The sequence below is a fragment of the Gemmobacter megaterium genome (genome assembly GCF_900156815.1).
In the GTDB taxonomy this organism is placed as follows: domain Bacteria; phylum Pseudomonadota; class Alphaproteobacteria; order Rhodobacterales; family Rhodobacteraceae; genus Wagnerdoeblera; species Wagnerdoeblera megaterium.
The window spans coordinates 272690-287919 of sequence record NZ_FTOT01000006.1; the positions used below are offsets into that span (position 1 = coordinate 272690).

Consider the following 15230-nt stretch of genomic DNA (forward strand, 5'->3'; position numbering starts at 1 on the left):
ATGCAATTACGGCATAAGTCTGCGATTCCATGCCGTTGCGTATAGAATTGGCCAACCCATGGCCTGCGAGGGGGACGTTGACGATGGAGATCAAGTGGCTGGAGGATTTTGTCGCATTGGCCGAGCATTCCAGCTTTTCCCGCGCGGCCGAAGTGCGCAACGTGACGCAGCCCGCCTTCAGCCGCAGAATCAAGCAACTGGAAACCTGGCTCGGGGCGGCCCTGATCAGTCGGGCCACCATGCCCGCCGAACTGACCCCTGCGGGGCGCAGCTTCCTGCCGGTGGCGCAAGAGACCATCCGCACATTCTCTGCCGCGCGCGAAACGCTGCGACCGATTGCCGAGGCGGGGCTGGTGCGCTTTGCCGCGCTGCATACGCTGACCCTTGGGTTCTTTCCGCGCTGGCTGGCCGCGCTGGAAACCAGCGCCCCTGATCTGCGCACATCGTTCATTCCCGATCGCGGAGGGCTGGAGGCCAATCTGGCGGCGCTGGTCGAAAGCGATACCGACTTTCTGCTGACCTATGCGCATTCGCAGGTTCCGTTCCATCTGGAACAGACGCGCTTTGCGTTCATGACCATCGGGCATGATCGCCTTGTGCCGGTCGCCGCTCCTGAACTGCGGATCGGCGGGGTGTTGCATCGCGGTGCGGGTCTGTTGGATCGGGCTGTGAATGGCCGGCTGACCGTGCCCTATCTGAGTTACGGGTTCAGCTCCTTTTTCGGCGTTGCGCTGGGACGACTGTTCGCCACCCGCCCGCCGTTCCGGCGCCGCACCGTGCATGAAAACACCATCAGCGCGGGGCTGATGATGCTGGCGCTTGCGGGAAACGGGCTGGTCTGGTTGCCGGAAAGCCTGGTGCAGGCCGATCTGGAGTCCGGGCGGCTGGTGCGGGCGACGCTGGACGATGGCTGGACCATGGACCTGGAGATCCGGTTGTACCGCCACCGCGAAAGCCAAAGCCGCCCGGTCGAGACGCTGTGGCAAGCCACGGCGGATGTGCTGGCCCGTGGGGCGATGTCAGGCACGCGGGGCGCGTGACATCGCCCAACAGATCCTAGCTGTTCATGAAACGCAAGGCGCGTTGGATCTCGAAGAACTCGTTCGCCTCATAGGCCACTGCGCGGGGGCCGTGCGCGCGGGCGCCGGGGTACCAACTGGCGCGATAGGCATCGACAGGGTTCACGTATTCGACGACGACTTCGTAATGCGGTGCCTTTTGGGGCATCCGGCTTGCAAGGGTGCCCTGCAACGCGCGTTCGACACCATTGCGGATCGCAGCGCGTGCACGCGCCGGGGCCAGCGATATCGTGGCGGGGCCGAACCCCTCCAGCGTTTCGACGGTGCCAATTCCCGGCACCATCGCGCGGGCGTCGGCGCAGATGCCGGCGTCGCCCGCGATAAAGGCGGATGGCACCCCGTAACCCGCTGCACACAGGGCATTGACCGTGAATTCCGAGGCGACTTCGCCATTCAGGATCAGGCGCGAGATGCGCAGGTTCGAGGTGTGGGCCAAGGGGTTTGCCTCTGTTCCCGCCTTGGAGTGATAGCCGGTGTAGATCGCCGCAGCGAAGTCCCCGGCCAGACCGAACATCATGGAATCCGGGTGCCCCGGCCAGTTTCGGATGACCCGGACATACTCGGGCAACTGGTCGATCATCAGGTTCCGCCCGCTGTCATGGGCATCCTTGACCACAACCTCTGTGGCCCCGGCAGCCCGCGCGCCTTCGCAGGCTGCGACGACCTCGGCCGTCATCAGGTCGCGGAACTGCGGATAATCGGGATGGTTGCGGTCAGCTTCGGACCAGGTGGCGATTCCGGCGGTGCCTTCGATATCGGCAGAGATGAAGACTTTCATGTCGGTGGGTGTTCCTTCAGCCAATCGGCAAGGGCGGGGTACAGACGGCCATTGCGGCCTTGGGTGGCGGGCGCGGCGCAGAGCGCGTTCAGCACTGCCTCCTGCGTTGCCTCGGTGGCGGCGCGGAAGGCTAGATCAATGCGCCCGTCGTCCAGTCGCTGCACTGGTGCAAATGTCGCGGGCTTGTGCGCCACCGGATCGGCGGTTGTGAAACACAGCGAGATGTCGCCGCTGCCGTGGCCCCAGAACGCGCCCAGCCGCGCCAGCCCCGCGCCCCCGCGCCGTGCGACCCGCTGCAACTGCCGGTCGCCCAACGGCAGATCGGTTGCCAGAACCACGATCACCGATCCCTTGTCGCCCTCGGGCGGCGACCGCGGATCGGGGCGGCGGCCATCGGGCAATACCAGATCGCCGGCTGCGCCGAAATTTGCCAGAACAAGCGCGCCCAGTGTGAATGTGCGACCATCCACCTGCATCACCCGCGATGCGGTGCCGATCCCGGCCTTGAACCCGAAGGCTGTCATCCCTGTTCCGGCACCAACAGCCCCTTGGGCAACGTGCCCGCCCGTGGCTGCCTCCAGCGCCATCACAGCGTCGCCGGGCGTCACGGCCATCGCCTGAATGTCGCTGATCCCGCCGTCATTGCATTCGCATACGACGGCATTGACGGTGGATGTCTTGCGCCCGATATCGGGATTTGCCGCAATCGCCCGGCGGATCAATGCCTCGGTGCAGGCCGCAACGCCGAAGGTGTTCGTCAGCAGGACAGGGGTTTCCAACGTGCCGAGTTCGGCCACCTGCATCAGACCCGCCGATTTGCCGAAGCCGTTGATCACCTCTACGGCTGCGCGCACCTTCTGACGGAACGGATCGCCCGCATGGGGCAGGATTGCCGTTACTCCGGTTGCCAGCCCGTCCCCCTGTATCGTGCGGTGGCCGACGGTCACGCCTGGCACATCCGTAATCGCATTCAGCGGCCCGACGGCAAGCCCGCCGATCATCAGCCCCAGATCCCGCGCCGTCAGCATGTCTTTCCCCGCGTCATATCCGGCGCAGACTGGGGCTGCGCCGCCGGACAGGCCAATTCCCTTTGTGCAATGCGCCATGCAGGAACTGAATAGCCCATGCGAAACATACCGTTATCCGATGCGATCATAGGTCAGACCTCGTGCAAGCCAGCAGCCCAGCTTTGCCCCGGCTACCCTGCCGGATGCGTTGCGGCGTATGTGCAGGGTCCAGTCGCCCGGTGCGGGGGCGTCCATCGACCTGCGGGTCGAGATGTGCCACAGATCCGGACCGGCGGGACAGGCAAGTTCGATCTGTCCCTGTCCCAGAGTTCCGTCGAACCACACCCCGACAGAGGGGCCATTCGCCTCGATGATCATGTCTGCGCCAAGCTCTGCGCAGGTGTAGCGCCCCGAGATCTCTGCCCCATCGGCCATGTCAACGGCACGGTACGGCACCAGCAGGCTGGAAAGGTTCTCGTGCGGGCGATCCATCACCAGCCGGCCGCCCTGCCTGGAGATCGTCGCAAGCGCGGATCCAAGCTGGCCTGGCCCGACCTGATGCAACGGCTCGGGCGATGTGCCAAAGCGCAGGGTGGCGGTCGCCACGCCCGGCTCCAGCCGGGCGGTCAGACCCGTTTCCGGGCAAAGCCAGTTGCCCTGCCATCCGTCCTCCAGCGGCATCGGCGCCGGATCGTTCCAGCCCAATGCGGCCTTGGCCAGCATCCGGGCGGCGCCCTGGGCGTCGGCCTGATGATTGAACATCACCACAACCGACAGCCGCTGTTCCTTGCAATACATCCGATAGGACCGAAACCCGCGCAGCGCGCCACCATGGCCGGTGAACCGATGCCCGGCCACCAGGCTATGCGACAGGCCAAAGCCATATGCGGCGGCGCGGCCGTCGCGGAAGGTCTGCGGATGCGCCAGGCGGGAATACAGCGCGGTCTCATCCTCGCGTGTGGCATCTGCCCAACGCTCATAGGCGAGCATGTCGTCCAGCGATGCGGCCATTCCGGCATCGCCCATCCACCAGATCCCATTGTCGGCGGGTCTATAGCCGGTTTCGATGGTGCCCTCATATCCGACGACATCATCTGCCGGATGGCGCGTATCGGCTGCCAGTATCGCCCCGTCCATACCGGCCGGATCCCAGATGTGCCGGGCATAGAGCGTGGCCATATCCTCGCCCGTCGCCCGTTCCAGCAGTTCGGCAAGAATGCGGAAATTCCCGTTGCTGTAGGAATATCCGGTCCCCGGTGCGAAATGGCCGGTGCGATACCGCGCGATCAGCGGCAAGGCTTCGGCGCGGGAGAAGGTCTGTTCGGCCCTGGCGCCGTGCAGGATGGTCAGCGCCCAGTAATCCCGCAGACCGGACTGGTTGTTGCACAGGTCCCGCACTGTCGGGAGGGTGTCCTGAAACGCGGGGATGAGGGTAGGAAGTCCAGGGTCCAGCGCCTCGGGCGTGCCCACCGCGCCCAGCAGCGCGGCACAGGTGAACTGCTTGGTGATCGAACAGACCGGCAGCCGGATAGCGGATGTCATGGGCCGGTGTGCGCCCAGATCGGCGTGACCCCATGCGGTAGCGGCGACAACCCTGCCGTCAGCCACCACCCCCGCAACACCGCCCGGCCCCCGGAACCTGCTGGGCAGCTCTGCCAGGGCTGTCTCTATTGCTGCAACATCCATTATCGCTGCCCCTGTCCTTGTAATCTGCCACGGATCGTTGGCGCAGCCCGGCGGCCATGTCCAGCCACAGAAAAGGTGACTGAAAAACTTGGTCATAAGATTGACTGTTTCAATCGACTTATTTAAGCCTCGGCCATCCACCGGACGAATCACAAGACGCATCGCCAGCGCAGTTGCCAGCCGCCGTCGCATACCGCCTGTCCGGGCAAATCTTGCGACTCAAGGGGTTATGATATGGCAACGGGCTCGACAATGATCACCATCGACGCGTCGGCAGCATCCGGCGGGATGGACTGGACGACCTATCTGTCGTCGTTCGTCACGGCACCGGGCAGCTACAAATTTTACGGTGGGACGCCGGACAGCGCATATGGCCGCACCTATTTCATGAATGGCAGCCAACTGGCATTCAACTATGGCGACAACCACATCGTGCTGGACGGCAGCGATCTGGCGTATGACTTCATGCATTATGGCTCCAGCTATGGCCATGGCCTGTCGGGAAGCTTTGACACGATCCGGATCGGAACCTGGGTTGATGGCGAAACGACCGGCGAACAGGGCACCGGCGAGGTCGGGCGCATCAGCGGGCTGGATGTGCTGGTTGAAATCACCGGGCTGGATGTTGATGTGGCAGCGGGCACTGGCGCCACTGCCGAGAACACCCTGATGCCGATCTATTCGGGCCTGCAAGGCGCCTCGGCCAGTTCTGCGGCACTTGAGGCGCTGCTGGGCACCAAGGCGCAGCATTTCATCGGGTCGGAGGGCGCCGACACCTATACCGGCACCCGCTTTGGCGATCTGGTCGATGGTGGCGCTAAGGCCGATGTGATCCGCGGTGTGCAGGGTGACGATGTGCTGAACGGCGACGCAGGCCGCGATCGTCTGTATGGCAACAAGGGTGAAGATCTGTTGAACGGCGGCGATGGCAATGACCGTCTGTATGGCGGTCTTGGCAATGACACGCTGTATGGCGGGGTCGGTGGCGATACCCTCAAGGGCGGTGCCGGCGATGACGTTCTGCAAGGCGGCATGGGCCGTGATCAACTGTATGGCGGGGCGGGTGCCGATACCTTCGTCTTTGCAGAGCTGAGCGACAGCTCCGCGCGCAAGTTCGACACCATCCATGACTTCGACGCGGCCGAAGGCGATCTGATCGACCTGAGCGGCGTGGCCGAGTTCAGCTTTATCGGGACCGATGCCTTCTCGAACACAGCCGGAGAGTTGCGCTATGACGTGACCGAGGCAGGAACCTTTGTCAGTGGTGACGTCGATGGCGACGGCAAGGCCGATTTTGGCCTGATGCTGGTAGGCGAGCATCTGATCGAGGCAGGCAACTTCCTGCTCTGATCGCGCAGAGTGCCGTCCAATCTTCGGGGCCGGACTGGCCCCGAAGGCGCCATTAAAACCCACAGCACGGATATAACGATGCCTGGAACCAGTCGTCGCTCAGCCAAGGGGTTGCTGATTTTCACCGCAATATGCGGCGCGGTGGCGGGGCCGGCCTGGTCTCAACAGGCGGCTCCGACCGATCCCGATACAGAAATCCTGCTGGATGCCGTCACCGTGTTCGGCAGCCGCGCGGCCAATGCCGGGCCGGATACGCGCAGCATGGCGGGTGAGACGCTGGAGCGCCGCTTGCCCGCCGCACGCCTGGGCGACATCCTGTCCGGTCTTCCTGGCGTCAGCACCCAGGTCGCCAGCGGAGATCCCGGTGTTGCGGTCAATGTCGGCGGGATGCAGGATTTCGGCCGCGTCACAGTGCTGGTCGATGGCGCGCGCCAGAATTTCCAGAAGAACGGCCATGGCCCCAACGGGACGGTCTATCTGGATACCGAGATGCTGAAAGAGGTCAGTGTCACGTCCGGCTCCGGTGCGGCCGGGGCAGGGGGCGGGGCAATCGGGGGTGTGGTGCGCTTTGCCACCGTCGATGCCGATGACATCCTCGCCCCCGGCGTGACGCGCGGCGGTCGGGCGCGGCTGTCGTTTTCTGGAAATGGCGATGGGCCGACAGCCAATCTTGTGACCGCCGCGCGGATGGGCGACGGCGCCGACGTGCTGTTGGGCACCACCTGGCGCGACATCGGCAACTACACCTCTGGCGGCGGCGCGCGCGTGCAATCGGCCCAGACCATGCGGTCGTTTCTGCTCAAGGGTCGGTTCCGGCCAGCGGACGGGCATGAACTGAGCTTTTCGGCCAGCCGGTATGACAATGATTTCATGAATGGCGCAGAGCGGCGTGACGTCCTGACCGAAACGCTTTCGGCCGGGTATCGGCTGACCTCGCTGACCTCGGATTTCTGGGATCTGGATGCCAGGGTCTATTCCACGCGCACCCGTCAGCGGGAATATGACATCGCCGGGGCGCAGGATGGTGCGTTCAATGTGCGCACGACGGGAATTGACGTGTCGAACACCGCGCGTCTGGTGTCGGGGCATGGGGATCACACGCTCCGGTTCGGGTTCGACACCTACCGCGACCGGGTGGCGACCAGTTCGGCCCTGACGCCGGATGGCACGCGGCGCGCTGCCAGTGTGTTCATTCAGGACACCTTGCGCCATGCCGACTGGCTGGAGGTCGTGGCGGGGCTGCGCTGGGACAGCTACCGGCTGGCGAACGCGACAACGCGGATCAAGGGCAATCGCCTCTCGCCGCAGGTCTCGGTCACGTTCAGCCCGCGCGACTGGATCAGCGTCGATCTGGGCTATTCGGAAGGGTATCGCGGCCCCGCGCTGACCGAGTCGCTGATCGAGGGCACGCATCCGCCACCCGTGCCGGGCCGGTTCTTTCCAAACCCCGATCTGCGCCCGGAAATTGCCCGGACGTTGCAGGCCGGCGCGACCTTGCGCTTTGCGGATCTGGCCCGCCCGGAGGACAGCCTGTCGGTGTCGCTCCGCGGCTTTCAGAACAACGTGACCGACTATATTGATCAGGTATTTCTGTCCGGCATTTCGCGCCAGGGGTATCAATACCAGAACATCGCCAAGGCCCGTGTGCGCGGTCTGACCCTGTCGGCCGAGTATGACTCGCCCCGGATGTTCGGCAGTTTCTCGGCGGAATATCTCAAGGGCGTGAATCTTGCCGACGGCAGCGCGCTGCAAAAGGTGCCGCCCTATCGCATCGTCGCCACAGCCGGACTCCGCGCCATGGAGCAGCGCCTGAACATGGGCGCGCGTCTTACGGTTGTGGGGGCCAAGGGGGGCACTGCCGCTTCGGCAACCCCGCGCTACGAGACGGTGGACCTGTTTGCGACCTACCGGATCAGCGACCGAGTTCTGGCCAATGTCGCGGTGAACAACCTGTTCGACCGGGACTACACCCAGTTCCTGAACACGAACCCGAGTCCGGGGCGCAATGTCGCGGCCGCGCTCACGATCAATTTCTGAGACCGGACTCTTGGAAAGGAGCCTGACATGAGCATCACAATCAAGCTGCATGGCACGGAAGGTGTCGATTTCAACGCCGATTTCGCGGCCTATTTCGACAGTTTCGAGTCATTGGGCTGGCCGTGGATCCTTGGCGGCGAAACGGAATTCAGCGGTAGCCAGATCGTCGTGCTGGGGACGGTCCCCGAAGGTCAGCCGCAGGCCACACAGGCCACTGTCATGGATGGGGCCGATTTTGCCTATGACATGACGACCCATAAACTCGTGGGCACGCTGGATGGCCTGCGCCTTGCCGTTCTGGGCGACAGCTATGATGCCGCAACCGACGGGTTCGCCACCGGCAGCGATGGCAAGATTGCCGATATCTCTACCATGATCGAGATCACCGGCCTGAATATCTCGGGTGCGACGACCAGCCCGACGGTGTCGGGCCTGATGGCGGGCGATCCGACGGCATTGGAGACCACGCTCTGGGCCACGGGTCACGATGTGATCGGATCGGCCGGAAATGACCGCTATTCGGGCACCGATTTTGCCGATCGGATTGTCGGGGGTGATGGCCGCGACAGGCTGTCGGGAAATGGCGGGCACGACACGCTGGATGGCGGCACAGGCAACGACCGGCTGTCCGGCGGCAAGGGGCACGACCTGCTGATCGGCGGCAAAGGCCACGACCGGCTGGCGGGTGGCAACGGCAATGACACGCTGAAGGGTGGCAAGGGCAACGACACCCTGATCGGCGGCAAGGGGGCCGATACATTCGTGTTCCGCTCTGTCGAAGACTCCACCGGCAAGGCCCATGATACGATCCTCGACTTCGACGGCGCCTCTGGCGACCTGCTCGATCTGTCCGCCATCGACGCCAATACCGGCCTGTCGGGCAATCAGAGCTTCAGCTTCATCGGTGACGACAGCTTTTCCCGCGTGGCGGGTGAGCTTCGCATCAAGGCCGAGGGCGGCGATCTGCTGCTGCTGGGCGATGTCGACGGGGATGGTAAGGCCGACCTCAAGATTCTGTTGAACGGCCTCTCGTCGCTTGATGCCGATTACCTGCTGCTCTGACACTCAGGAGACCACCTATGAACGAAACCGCAGCCATCGCGCAGCCAGACGGTGAAACCCGTGCCAAACGGCTCAAGGCCGCAACCCATTCTGCGCATGAGGCGCTGGACAGCACGATCATGGCGGGAAAGCCCTTTGCCAGCCGGGATCGCTTTGGCCTGTTTCTCAAGGTTCAGCACGCCTTTCACCGCGATATCGACGCGCTCTATGACAATGCGGTGCTGGAGGAGCTGTTGCCCGATTTGCAGGGCCGCCGACGGCTGGGCGCCGTGCGGCAGGATCTGGCGGATCTGGGATTGGAGCCGGAGGCTGTTGACACCGCCCCGACATTCGCCGCCGACAATGTGGATCTGCCGACGGCGCTTGGCTGGCTGTATGTCGCCGAAGGCTCGAACCTCGGTGCCGCCTTCCTGCTGAAGGCTGCCGCGCAACTGGGGTTGTCGGACGGTTTCGGCGCAAGGCATCTGGCTGGCGCGCCCGAAGGCCGGGGTCTGCACTGGCGCACGTTCACAGCCGCGCTGGACGCAGTGGAGCTTTCCCCAGAGGAAGAGGCCCGCGCCATTGCGGGGGCAGAGGCGGCGTTCAATCGCGTGCGCGGGTTGGTGGATCGCATCTTTGCCCCTGCCGCAGCGGTTGCCGGATAAGATCCGTATCGCCGGGCCGGGGCGTTCCCGGCCTGGTATCCGCCCGGAGGCATCCATCCCGCGCCGGCGATGCCGCGCGCACCTTGCCGCGCCTGGCGTGCGCGTCAGAAAATGAAAAACCCCCGCGAGCGGTTGCCCTGGGGGTTCGCCATTGGCAGGTTGCCCCACCCAGCTGTTCGAAATCGCTCAGAGAGCGCCTTCGCGTTGAGCCTTCTTGCGTGCGAGCTTGCGCGCACGGCGGATCGCTTCGGCTTTCTCGCGCGCTTTCTTGACCGACGGCTTTTCGAAATGCTGCTTGAGCTTCATTTCGCGGAAGACGCCTTCGCGCTGGAGCTTTTTCTTCAGAGCCCGGAGGGCCTGATCGACGTTGTTGTCACGAACGCTGACCTGCATGTGGTTTTCACCACCTTTCTAAGTTGAAGTTGCACGAATGTGCAGGCGCGCGGGCTATAGCAAACCGGGCAGGGGTTGTCTACCTTTGGTACTGGTGAAAGGAGACGCCATGCACGAGATCACCGAACGTCTGGCCCGCGCGGCCCTGCCGCATGTTCCTTTTGATGGTTGGTCACAAGACACTTTCCGCGCCGCTTGCGCAGATGCGGGTGTCGACGAATCGTTGGCGCGTGTTCATTGCCCGCGCGGCGCTGTGGATCTGGCTGTCGCGGCCCATCGGCTGGGCGACGCCGAGCTGCGGCAACGGCTGGCTGCGGCCGACCTGACGGGGATGCGCTTTCGGGACAGGGTTGTCCATGCGATCATGCTGCGGCTCGATGCGGCTGGCGACCGCGAGGTCGTGCGCCGGGCGTCGGCCATGTTCGCCTTGCCGCATCACGCAGCCGAAGGCGCCGCCGCCCTGTGGCAGTCTGCCGACACGATCTGGACGGCGCTTGGCGACCGCTCCGACGATTTCAACTGGTATTCCAAGCGGGCCATTCTGTCGGGGGTATATGGGTCTGCGGTGCTGTACTGGCTGGGCGATGACTCCCCCGATCTGTCGGCAACCCGCGATTTTGTCGAGCGGCGGATCGCTGATGTGATGGCGATTGAAGAGACCAAGGCCAAGCTGCGCCAGAACCCGCTGACCCGCCCGTTGATGGAGATTCAGGCCCGGCTGTCTGCCTGCATCAAGGCCCCCCAGAGTGGAACTTCTGCATGACACGAATGATGACCGATCTGCCTGAAACGATGCGTGTGATCGAAATTTCAACCCCAGGCGGCCCGGAGGTTCTGGTCCCTGCCATCCGTGCGCTGCCGGTGCCGGGATATGGCGAAATCCTGATCCGGGTGGCGTTCGCCGGGGTCAATCGCCCCGATGCGTTGCAACGTGCGGGCAATTATGCCCCGCCCCCCGGTGCGTCTCCGCTGCCTGGGCTGGAGGCGTCGGGCCATGTCGTTGCAGTGGGCGAAGGGGTGACGCGCTGGCGCCTGGGAGATGCCGTCTGTGCGCTTTTGCCCGGTGGGGGCTATGCCGAATATGCGCTTTGCCCTGCGGATCATGCGCTGCCGGTGCCTGCCGGAATGGCGCTGCGCGAGGCGGCCTGCCTGCCCGAGACGTTTTTCACCGTCTGGACCAATGTGGTGCAGCGCGGAGGGTTGAAGGCGGGGGAGCGGTTCCTTGTCCATGGCGGCACCTCCGGTATCGGGACAACGGCCATCCAACTGGCCAAGGCGATGGGCGCGCGGGTCTTTGCGACGGCGGGTTCCGACGAGAAATGCGCCGCCTGCCTGACGCTGGGGGCCGAACGCGCCATCAACTATCGCACCGAGGATTTTGTCAGTGCCCTGAAGGCCGAGGGGGGCGCCGATCTGATCCTGGACATGGTGGGGGGCAGCTACCTTCCGCGCAACGTCAAGGCATTGGCCGATGATGGGCGGTTGGTGCAAATTGCGTTCCTGACTGGCCCGAAGGTGGAGCTCAACTTTGCCGAGGTGATGGTGCGGCGCCTGACGATCACGGGTTCGACGCTGCGGCCCCGGACGGTCGAGGTAAAGGCCGGGATCGCGGCGGAACTGGAGCGCGAGGTCTGGCCGTTGCTTGCGGCGGGCAAGATAGCGCCGGTCATGGACAGCGAATTCCCGCTGGATCAGGCGGCCGCGGCTCATGCGCGGATGGAAGGATCGTCGCATATCGGCAAGATTGTTTTGCGCGTGACGTGACATCTGCGTTGAACGGCGGCGGCGGGTCCCCGGCGCCGGTTCAATAGATATAGCGGATCTGGTCGGTCCAGTAGCGTTCTACCCTGCGCAAGGCGGTGTTCATGGCCTCCATCCCGTCTGGATCAATGAGATTGCGCGCCGCCAACCCTTCGGCATGGCGCGCGAAAAGTTCTGCCAGCAGCAGGCGCACCTTGCGTCCCTTGTCGGTCAACCGCACCCGCACCGACCGGCGGTCGATTTCTGATCGCTGGTGGTGCATGTAGCCGAGTTCGACCAGCTTCTTGAGATTGTAGCTGACGTTTGACCCTTGATAATATCCGCGCGATTTCAGCTCGCCGGCCGTCACCTCGTTGTCGCCGATGTTGAACAGCAGCAGCGCCTGAACCGGATTGATCTCCAGCAGCGCCACCCGTTCGAATTCATCCTTGATCACATCCAGCAACAGCCGGTGCAGACGTTCCAGCAATGCAAGGTTTTCCAGGTAGCCCGGTGTCAGGCCCCGCACGCCGGGCGCGGCAAGTCTGGTCTGAATGGTCATGTCCTTCTCCGGCTGCCTGTGTCGTCACCGGAGAATCGGCGCAAATCCCCAATATCGGGTAAATTCCCGCAAAGTTTGCTTAGGGTCCGGGCGCCAGCCGGGCACGGGCAAAGGCAGCCAGATCGGCGATCAGCGCGGAATGTTCCGGCGGCGCGGGTTCTTGCCCAAGCACCCATTTGATCAGATCCTGATCATATTCTTCCAGCAGTGCGTCAAACGCGTCCAATGCGCGGGTGTCCATGCCGGACAGCCGCGCATCCGCATAGGGGCCAAGCACCATGTCCATTTCCTTGGTGCCGCGCCGCCAGGATCGCATCCGCATCCGTTTCAGCCGTGCGTCGAGGGGTTCGCTCATAGGTGTGCTCCTGGCCATGTCGAGGCCGCTTTTCTGCTTGCCCGGCCATATTCGCAAGGCGTTTCGAGGCCAAAGACGGTTATCGCTTGAACGGCGGGCAACCCCACCCTAAGACGGGTCCGCCCGCCTTTCAAACCCGAGGCCGAAATGCCCTTTCTGTCCGACACGCTTGCCCGCGTCAAACCCTCGCCCACCATTGCGATTTCCAACAAGGCCCGCGATCTGGCCGAACAGGGGCGCGACATCATTGCCCTGTCGGCGGGCGAGCCCGATTTCGACACGCCGCAGAACATCAAGGATGCGGCCAAGCGCGCAATCGACGAAGGCAAGACCAAATACACCAATGTCGATGGCACCCCGCAGCTGAAGGCGGCGATCTGCGCCAAGTTCAAGCGCGAGAACGGGCTGGACTACAAACCCTCGCAGGTGACCGTGGGTACGGGCGGCAAGCAGATCCTGTACAATGCGCTGATGGCCACGCTGAACCCCGGCGACGAGGTGATCATTCCCGCGCCCTACTGGGTCAGCTACCCCGATATGGTCTATCTGGCGGGCGGCACGCCCGTGCCGGTCGAATGCCCGGCGCAGACCGGCTACAAGCTGACGCCCGAACAGCTTGAAGCGGCGATCACGCCGAACACCAAGTGGTTCATCTTCAACAGCCCTTCGAACCCGACCGGCGCTGGCTATACCCGTGATGAACTCAAGGCGCTGACCGATGTGCTGATGCGGCATCCGCAGGTCTGGGTGATGACCGATGACATGTATGAACACCTCGTGTTCGATGACTTCGAATTCTGCACGCCGGCACAGGTCGAACCGGGCCTCTATGACCGCACGCTGACCTGCAATGGCGTGTCCAAGGCCTATGCGATGACTGGCTGGCGTATCGGCTATGCCGCCGGTCCCGAAGTGCTGATCAAGGCCATGTCCAAGGTGCAGTCGCAATCCACCTCGAACCCGTCGTCGATCAGCCAGTGGGCGGCGACCGAGGCGCTGAACGGGCCGCAGGATTATATCGTCGAATCGCGCAAGGAGTTCCAGCGCCGCCGCGATCTGGTGGTGAAGATGCTGAACGAGGCCCCCGGCGTGCGTTGCCCGGTGCCGGAAGGTGCCTTTTACGTCTATCCGACCATCGGCGATTGCATCGGCAAGACCTCGGCCACCGGCATCTCTATTGCCAATGACGAGGATTTCGCCAACGCCCTGCTGGAGGAAACCGGCGTGGCGGTGGTGTTCGGCGCGGCCTTTGGCCTCAGCCCGGCGTTCCGGGTCAGCTATGCCACCTCGGACGAGGTGCTTGTCGATGCCTGCACCCGCATCCAGACCTTTTGCAAAGGGTTGAAATGACCGACCGTATCACCGCGAACCTGCCGTCTCGGGATTTTGGCGTGACTGCCGGATTCTACGGTGCGATGGGATTTGCGGTGGACTACCGGGATGACGGCTGGATGATCCTGTCGCGCGGACCGTTGGTGCTGGAGTTCTTTTCGCATCCTGACCTTGATCCGCGCAGCAGCTGGTTTTCAGCCTGTCTGCGCGTGGATGACCCGGATGCGTTGCTGGATGACTGGCAGCGCATCGGGATAGCGTCGGACACGACGGCCATTCCGCGGCTTGTCGGGTTCTTCAAGCCGGGCGCCGCGCCGCGCATGTTCGCGGTCGTGGACCCTGACGGGTCGTTGTTGCGGGTTATCGACAACAGGGGGTGAGATGGGCGGCGAGCTTCCTGACTATTTCTTTCGCATCCGCGAGAACGGCGCGGCGGTGTTTCGGGTCGATACCGAAAACCGGCAGCGCCGGATCGAGATGGACGAGATCGCCTTTGTCAACGTCAAGAACGGCAACATCAAGCCGCATGGCGACCGGGTGCTGAGCGAGACGGATCAGGATGCGATCATCACCTGGCTGGCCGCGCGGCAGGAGGAGCTTGCCCGGCGCGACATTGACGACATTCACCGCACGATCGACCACCTGAACATGACGGCGCATTGGGCGCAGTCCCGTGCAACGGACGAGGCGCTGGACGCGGTGACAGATCGGTTGTTGCTGGCCATGCACGATCTGCGGTCGGTGCTGGTGCGCCGCAAGGCGGAACGGCTGATGAAGGACTAGGCGCCTATGCCCGCCTGCGCGCCCTGCCAAGCATAACCGCCCGGTTCAGCCCGATTCCGATGGCGGTGCCCAGTCCGATTCCTGCCAGATCTGCCATCCAGTCCGCCAGTTCGCGGGCCCGACCCACATGGGGCTGAACCAACTCGATCACACCGCCGTAGATCGCCAGTATCATGGCGACATGCAGGCTCCAGCGGGGGCGCACGCAGGCGATGGGCAGGGCCAACGCAGCAAATCCGATCACATGATGCAGCTTGTCCGACCCGCCAACGCCAGAAGGAACCGGAATACGAACCAGCGTCAGCACGGCAATCAGCGCGGCCAGAGCGAGGGTCAGGGCAATGGCGGATACGGTCAGGCGGTTCATCCCGCCGTTCTGGCGCCTTCGCAGTGGCAAGTCCACTGCGAAGGTTGCGTTCCCG

Annotated in this window: 17 protein-coding genes; 10 read left to right on the forward strand and 7 right to left on the reverse strand. The window is 63.9% G+C overall.

The window, feature by feature from the left end; genetic code table 11:
* The first annotated feature begins 83 nt into the window (after positions 1-83).
* Positions 84-1040 (forward strand): LysR family transcriptional regulator, encoded by a 957-nt coding sequence (locus BW970_RS15060; RefSeq protein ID WP_076532862.1) that lies wholly within the window; start codon positions 84-86, stop codon positions 1038-1040.
* Between the two features lie 16 nt (positions 1041-1056).
* Here BW970_RS15060 and BW970_RS15065 read toward each other — a convergent pair whose 3' ends face one another.
* From BW970_RS15065 to BW970_RS15075, 3 genes are all read right to left on the reverse strand, one after another.
* Positions 1057-1857, reverse strand: a complete 801-nt coding sequence (locus tag BW970_RS15065; RefSeq protein ID WP_076532864.1) for a M55 family metallopeptidase — start codon at positions 1855-1857, stop codon at positions 1057-1059.
* On the reverse strand, positions 1854-2885 hold the full coding sequence (locus BW970_RS15070; RefSeq protein ID WP_083701301.1) for a DmpA family aminopeptidase: 1032 nt from the start codon (positions 2883-2885) through the stop codon (positions 1854-1856). Before BW970_RS15070 ends, BW970_RS15065 begins: the two co-directional genes overlap by 4 nt.
* A 111-nt stretch (positions 2886-2996) precedes the next feature.
* Positions 2997-4550 (reverse strand): D-aminopeptidase, encoded by a 1554-nt coding sequence (locus BW970_RS15075; protein ID WP_076532867.1) that lies wholly within the window; start codon positions 4548-4550, stop codon positions 2997-2999.
* Between the two features lie 252 nt (positions 4551-4802).
* Between BW970_RS15075 and BW970_RS20335 the strand changes: the two genes are divergently transcribed.
* The 4 genes from BW970_RS20335 (at position 4803) to BW970_RS15095 (ending at position 9643) form a co-directional block, all read left to right on the forward strand.
* Positions 4803-5900, forward strand: a complete 1098-nt coding sequence (locus BW970_RS20335; RefSeq protein ID WP_159441450.1) for a calcium-binding protein — start codon at positions 4803-4805, stop codon at positions 5898-5900.
* 78 nt (positions 5901-5978) lie between these two features.
* The gene (locus tag BW970_RS15085) at positions 5979-7937 is read left to right on the forward strand and encodes a TonB-dependent receptor domain-containing protein (RefSeq protein WP_083701303.1); all 1959 of its coding nucleotides are present in this window, start codon (positions 5979-5981) and stop codon (positions 7935-7937) included.
* Between the two features lie 27 nt (positions 7938-7964).
* On the forward strand, positions 7965-8999 hold the full coding sequence (locus BW970_RS15090; RefSeq protein WP_076532873.1) for a calcium-binding protein: 1035 nt from the start codon (positions 7965-7967) through the stop codon (positions 8997-8999).
* 17 nt (positions 9000-9016) lie between these two features.
* Complete coding sequence (locus tag BW970_RS15095) at positions 9017-9643, forward strand: biliverdin-producing heme oxygenase (protein ID WP_076532876.1); 627 nt, start codon at positions 9017-9019, stop codon at positions 9641-9643.
* A 186-nt stretch (positions 9644-9829) separates the two neighbouring features.
* Here BW970_RS15095 and rpsU read toward each other — a convergent pair whose 3' ends face one another.
* Positions 9830-10036 carry a 30S ribosomal protein S21 gene (rpsU, locus tag BW970_RS15100; RefSeq protein ID WP_028030356.1) on the reverse strand — a complete coding sequence of 69 codons (207 nt, stop codon included), beginning with the start codon at positions 10034-10036 and terminating at the stop codon, positions 9830-9832.
* 109 nt (positions 10037-10145) lie between these two features.
* Here rpsU and BW970_RS15105 point away from each other — a divergent pair, with 109 nt between their 5' ends.
* Complete coding sequence (locus BW970_RS15105; RefSeq protein WP_076532878.1) at positions 10146-10799, forward strand: COQ9 family protein; 654 nt, start codon at positions 10146-10148, stop codon at positions 10797-10799.
* The gene (locus BW970_RS15110) at positions 10796-11800 is read left to right on the forward strand and encodes an NAD(P)H-quinone oxidoreductase (RefSeq protein ID WP_229740533.1); all 1005 of its coding nucleotides are present in this window, start codon (positions 10796-10798) and stop codon (positions 11798-11800) included. Before BW970_RS15105 ends, BW970_RS15110 begins: the two co-directional genes overlap by 4 nt.
* A 40-nt stretch (positions 11801-11840) precedes the next feature.
* On the opposite strand, the gene BW970_RS15115 is transcribed toward BW970_RS15110, so the two are convergent.
* The gene (locus BW970_RS15115) at positions 11841-12338 is read right to left on the reverse strand and encodes a MarR family winged helix-turn-helix transcriptional regulator (protein WP_076532880.1); all 498 of its coding nucleotides are present in this window, start codon (positions 12336-12338) and stop codon (positions 11841-11843) included.
* A 79-nt stretch (positions 12339-12417) separates the two neighbouring features.
* Positions 12418-12693 (reverse strand): FAD assembly factor SdhE, encoded by a 276-nt coding sequence (locus BW970_RS15120; protein WP_076532882.1) that lies wholly within the window; start codon positions 12691-12693, stop codon positions 12418-12420.
* Positions 12694-12840: 147 nt separating this feature from the next.
* Between BW970_RS15120 and BW970_RS15125 the strand changes: the two genes are divergently transcribed.
* Genes BW970_RS15125 through BW970_RS15135 form a run of 3 tightly spaced genes read left to right on the forward strand, consistent with a single transcriptional unit; the run spans position 12841 to position 14808 of the window.
* On the forward strand, positions 12841-14043 hold the full coding sequence (locus BW970_RS15125) for a pyridoxal phosphate-dependent aminotransferase (protein ID WP_076532883.1): 1203 nt from the start codon (positions 12841-12843) through the stop codon (positions 14041-14043).
* A complete protein-coding gene (locus BW970_RS15130; protein ID WP_076532886.1) occupies positions 14040-14405 on the forward strand; it encodes a bleomycin resistance protein in 366 nt (121 codons plus the stop codon). Before BW970_RS15125 ends, BW970_RS15130 begins: the two co-directional genes overlap by 4 nt.
* Position 14406: 1 nt before the next feature.
* The gene (locus BW970_RS15135) at positions 14407-14808 is read left to right on the forward strand and encodes a hypothetical protein (protein ID WP_076532889.1); all 402 of its coding nucleotides are present in this window, start codon (positions 14407-14409) and stop codon (positions 14806-14808) included.
* A 4-nt stretch (positions 14809-14812) separates the two neighbouring features.
* On the opposite strand, the gene BW970_RS15140 is transcribed toward BW970_RS15135, so the two are convergent.
* A complete protein-coding gene (locus BW970_RS15140) occupies positions 14813-15175 on the reverse strand; it encodes a VanZ family protein (protein ID WP_076532890.1) in 363 nt (120 codons plus the stop codon).
* Positions 15176-15230: the final 55 nt, after the last annotated feature.

Excerpts from the sequence above, each read along its gene's own strand:
- BW970_RS15120 (WP_076532882.1), bottom strand. The coding sequence starts at position 12,693 with ATGAGCGAACCCCTCGACGCACGGCTGAAACGGATGCGGATGCGATCC.
- BW970_RS15095 (WP_076532876.1), top strand. The coding sequence starts at position 9,017 with ATGAACGAAACCGCAGCCATCGCGCAGCCAGACGGTGAAACCCGTGCC.
- BW970_RS15115 (WP_076532880.1), bottom strand. The coding sequence starts at position 12,338 with ATGACCATTCAGACCAGACTTGCCGCGCCCGGCGTGCGGGGCCTGACA.
- BW970_RS15130 (WP_076532886.1), top strand. The coding sequence starts at position 14,040 with ATGACCGACCGTATCACCGCGAACCTGCCGTCTCGGGATTTTGGCGTG.
- BW970_RS15065 (WP_076532864.1), bottom strand. The coding sequence starts at position 1,857 with ATGAAAGTCTTCATCTCTGCCGATATCGAAGGCACCGCCGGAATCGCC.
- rpsU (WP_028030356.1), bottom strand. The coding sequence starts at position 10,036 with ATGCAGGTCAGCGTTCGTGACAACAACGTCGATCAGGCCCTCCGGGCT.
- BW970_RS15075 (WP_076532867.1), bottom strand. The coding sequence starts at position 4,550 with ATGGATGTTGCAGCAATAGAGACAGCCCTGGCAGAGCTGCCCAGCAGG.
- BW970_RS15090 (WP_076532873.1), top strand. The coding sequence starts at position 7,965 with ATGAGCATCACAATCAAGCTGCATGGCACGGAAGGTGTCGATTTCAAC.
- BW970_RS15060 (WP_076532862.1), top strand. The coding sequence starts at position 84 with ATGGAGATCAAGTGGCTGGAGGATTTTGTCGCATTGGCCGAGCATTCC.
- BW970_RS15110 (WP_229740533.1), top strand. The coding sequence starts at position 10,796 with ATGACACGAATGATGACCGATCTGCCTGAAACGATGCGTGTGATCGAA.
- BW970_RS15140 (WP_076532890.1), bottom strand. The coding sequence starts at position 15,175 with ATGAACCGCCTGACCGTATCCGCCATTGCCCTGACCCTCGCTCTGGCC.
- BW970_RS15105 (WP_076532878.1), top strand. The coding sequence starts at position 10,146 with ATGCACGAGATCACCGAACGTCTGGCCCGCGCGGCCCTGCCGCATGTT.
- BW970_RS15125 (WP_076532883.1), top strand. The coding sequence starts at position 12,841 with ATGCCCTTTCTGTCCGACACGCTTGCCCGCGTCAAACCCTCGCCCACC.
- BW970_RS15070 (WP_083701301.1), bottom strand. The coding sequence starts at position 2,885 with ATGCTGACGGCGCGGGATCTGGGGCTGATGATCGGCGGGCTTGCCGTC.
- BW970_RS20335 (WP_159441450.1), top strand. The coding sequence starts at position 4,803 with ATGATCACCATCGACGCGTCGGCAGCATCCGGCGGGATGGACTGGACG.
- BW970_RS15085 (WP_083701303.1), top strand. The coding sequence starts at position 5,979 with ATGCCTGGAACCAGTCGTCGCTCAGCCAAGGGGTTGCTGATTTTCACC.
- BW970_RS15135 (WP_076532889.1), top strand. The coding sequence starts at position 14,407 with ATGGGCGGCGAGCTTCCTGACTATTTCTTTCGCATCCGCGAGAACGGC.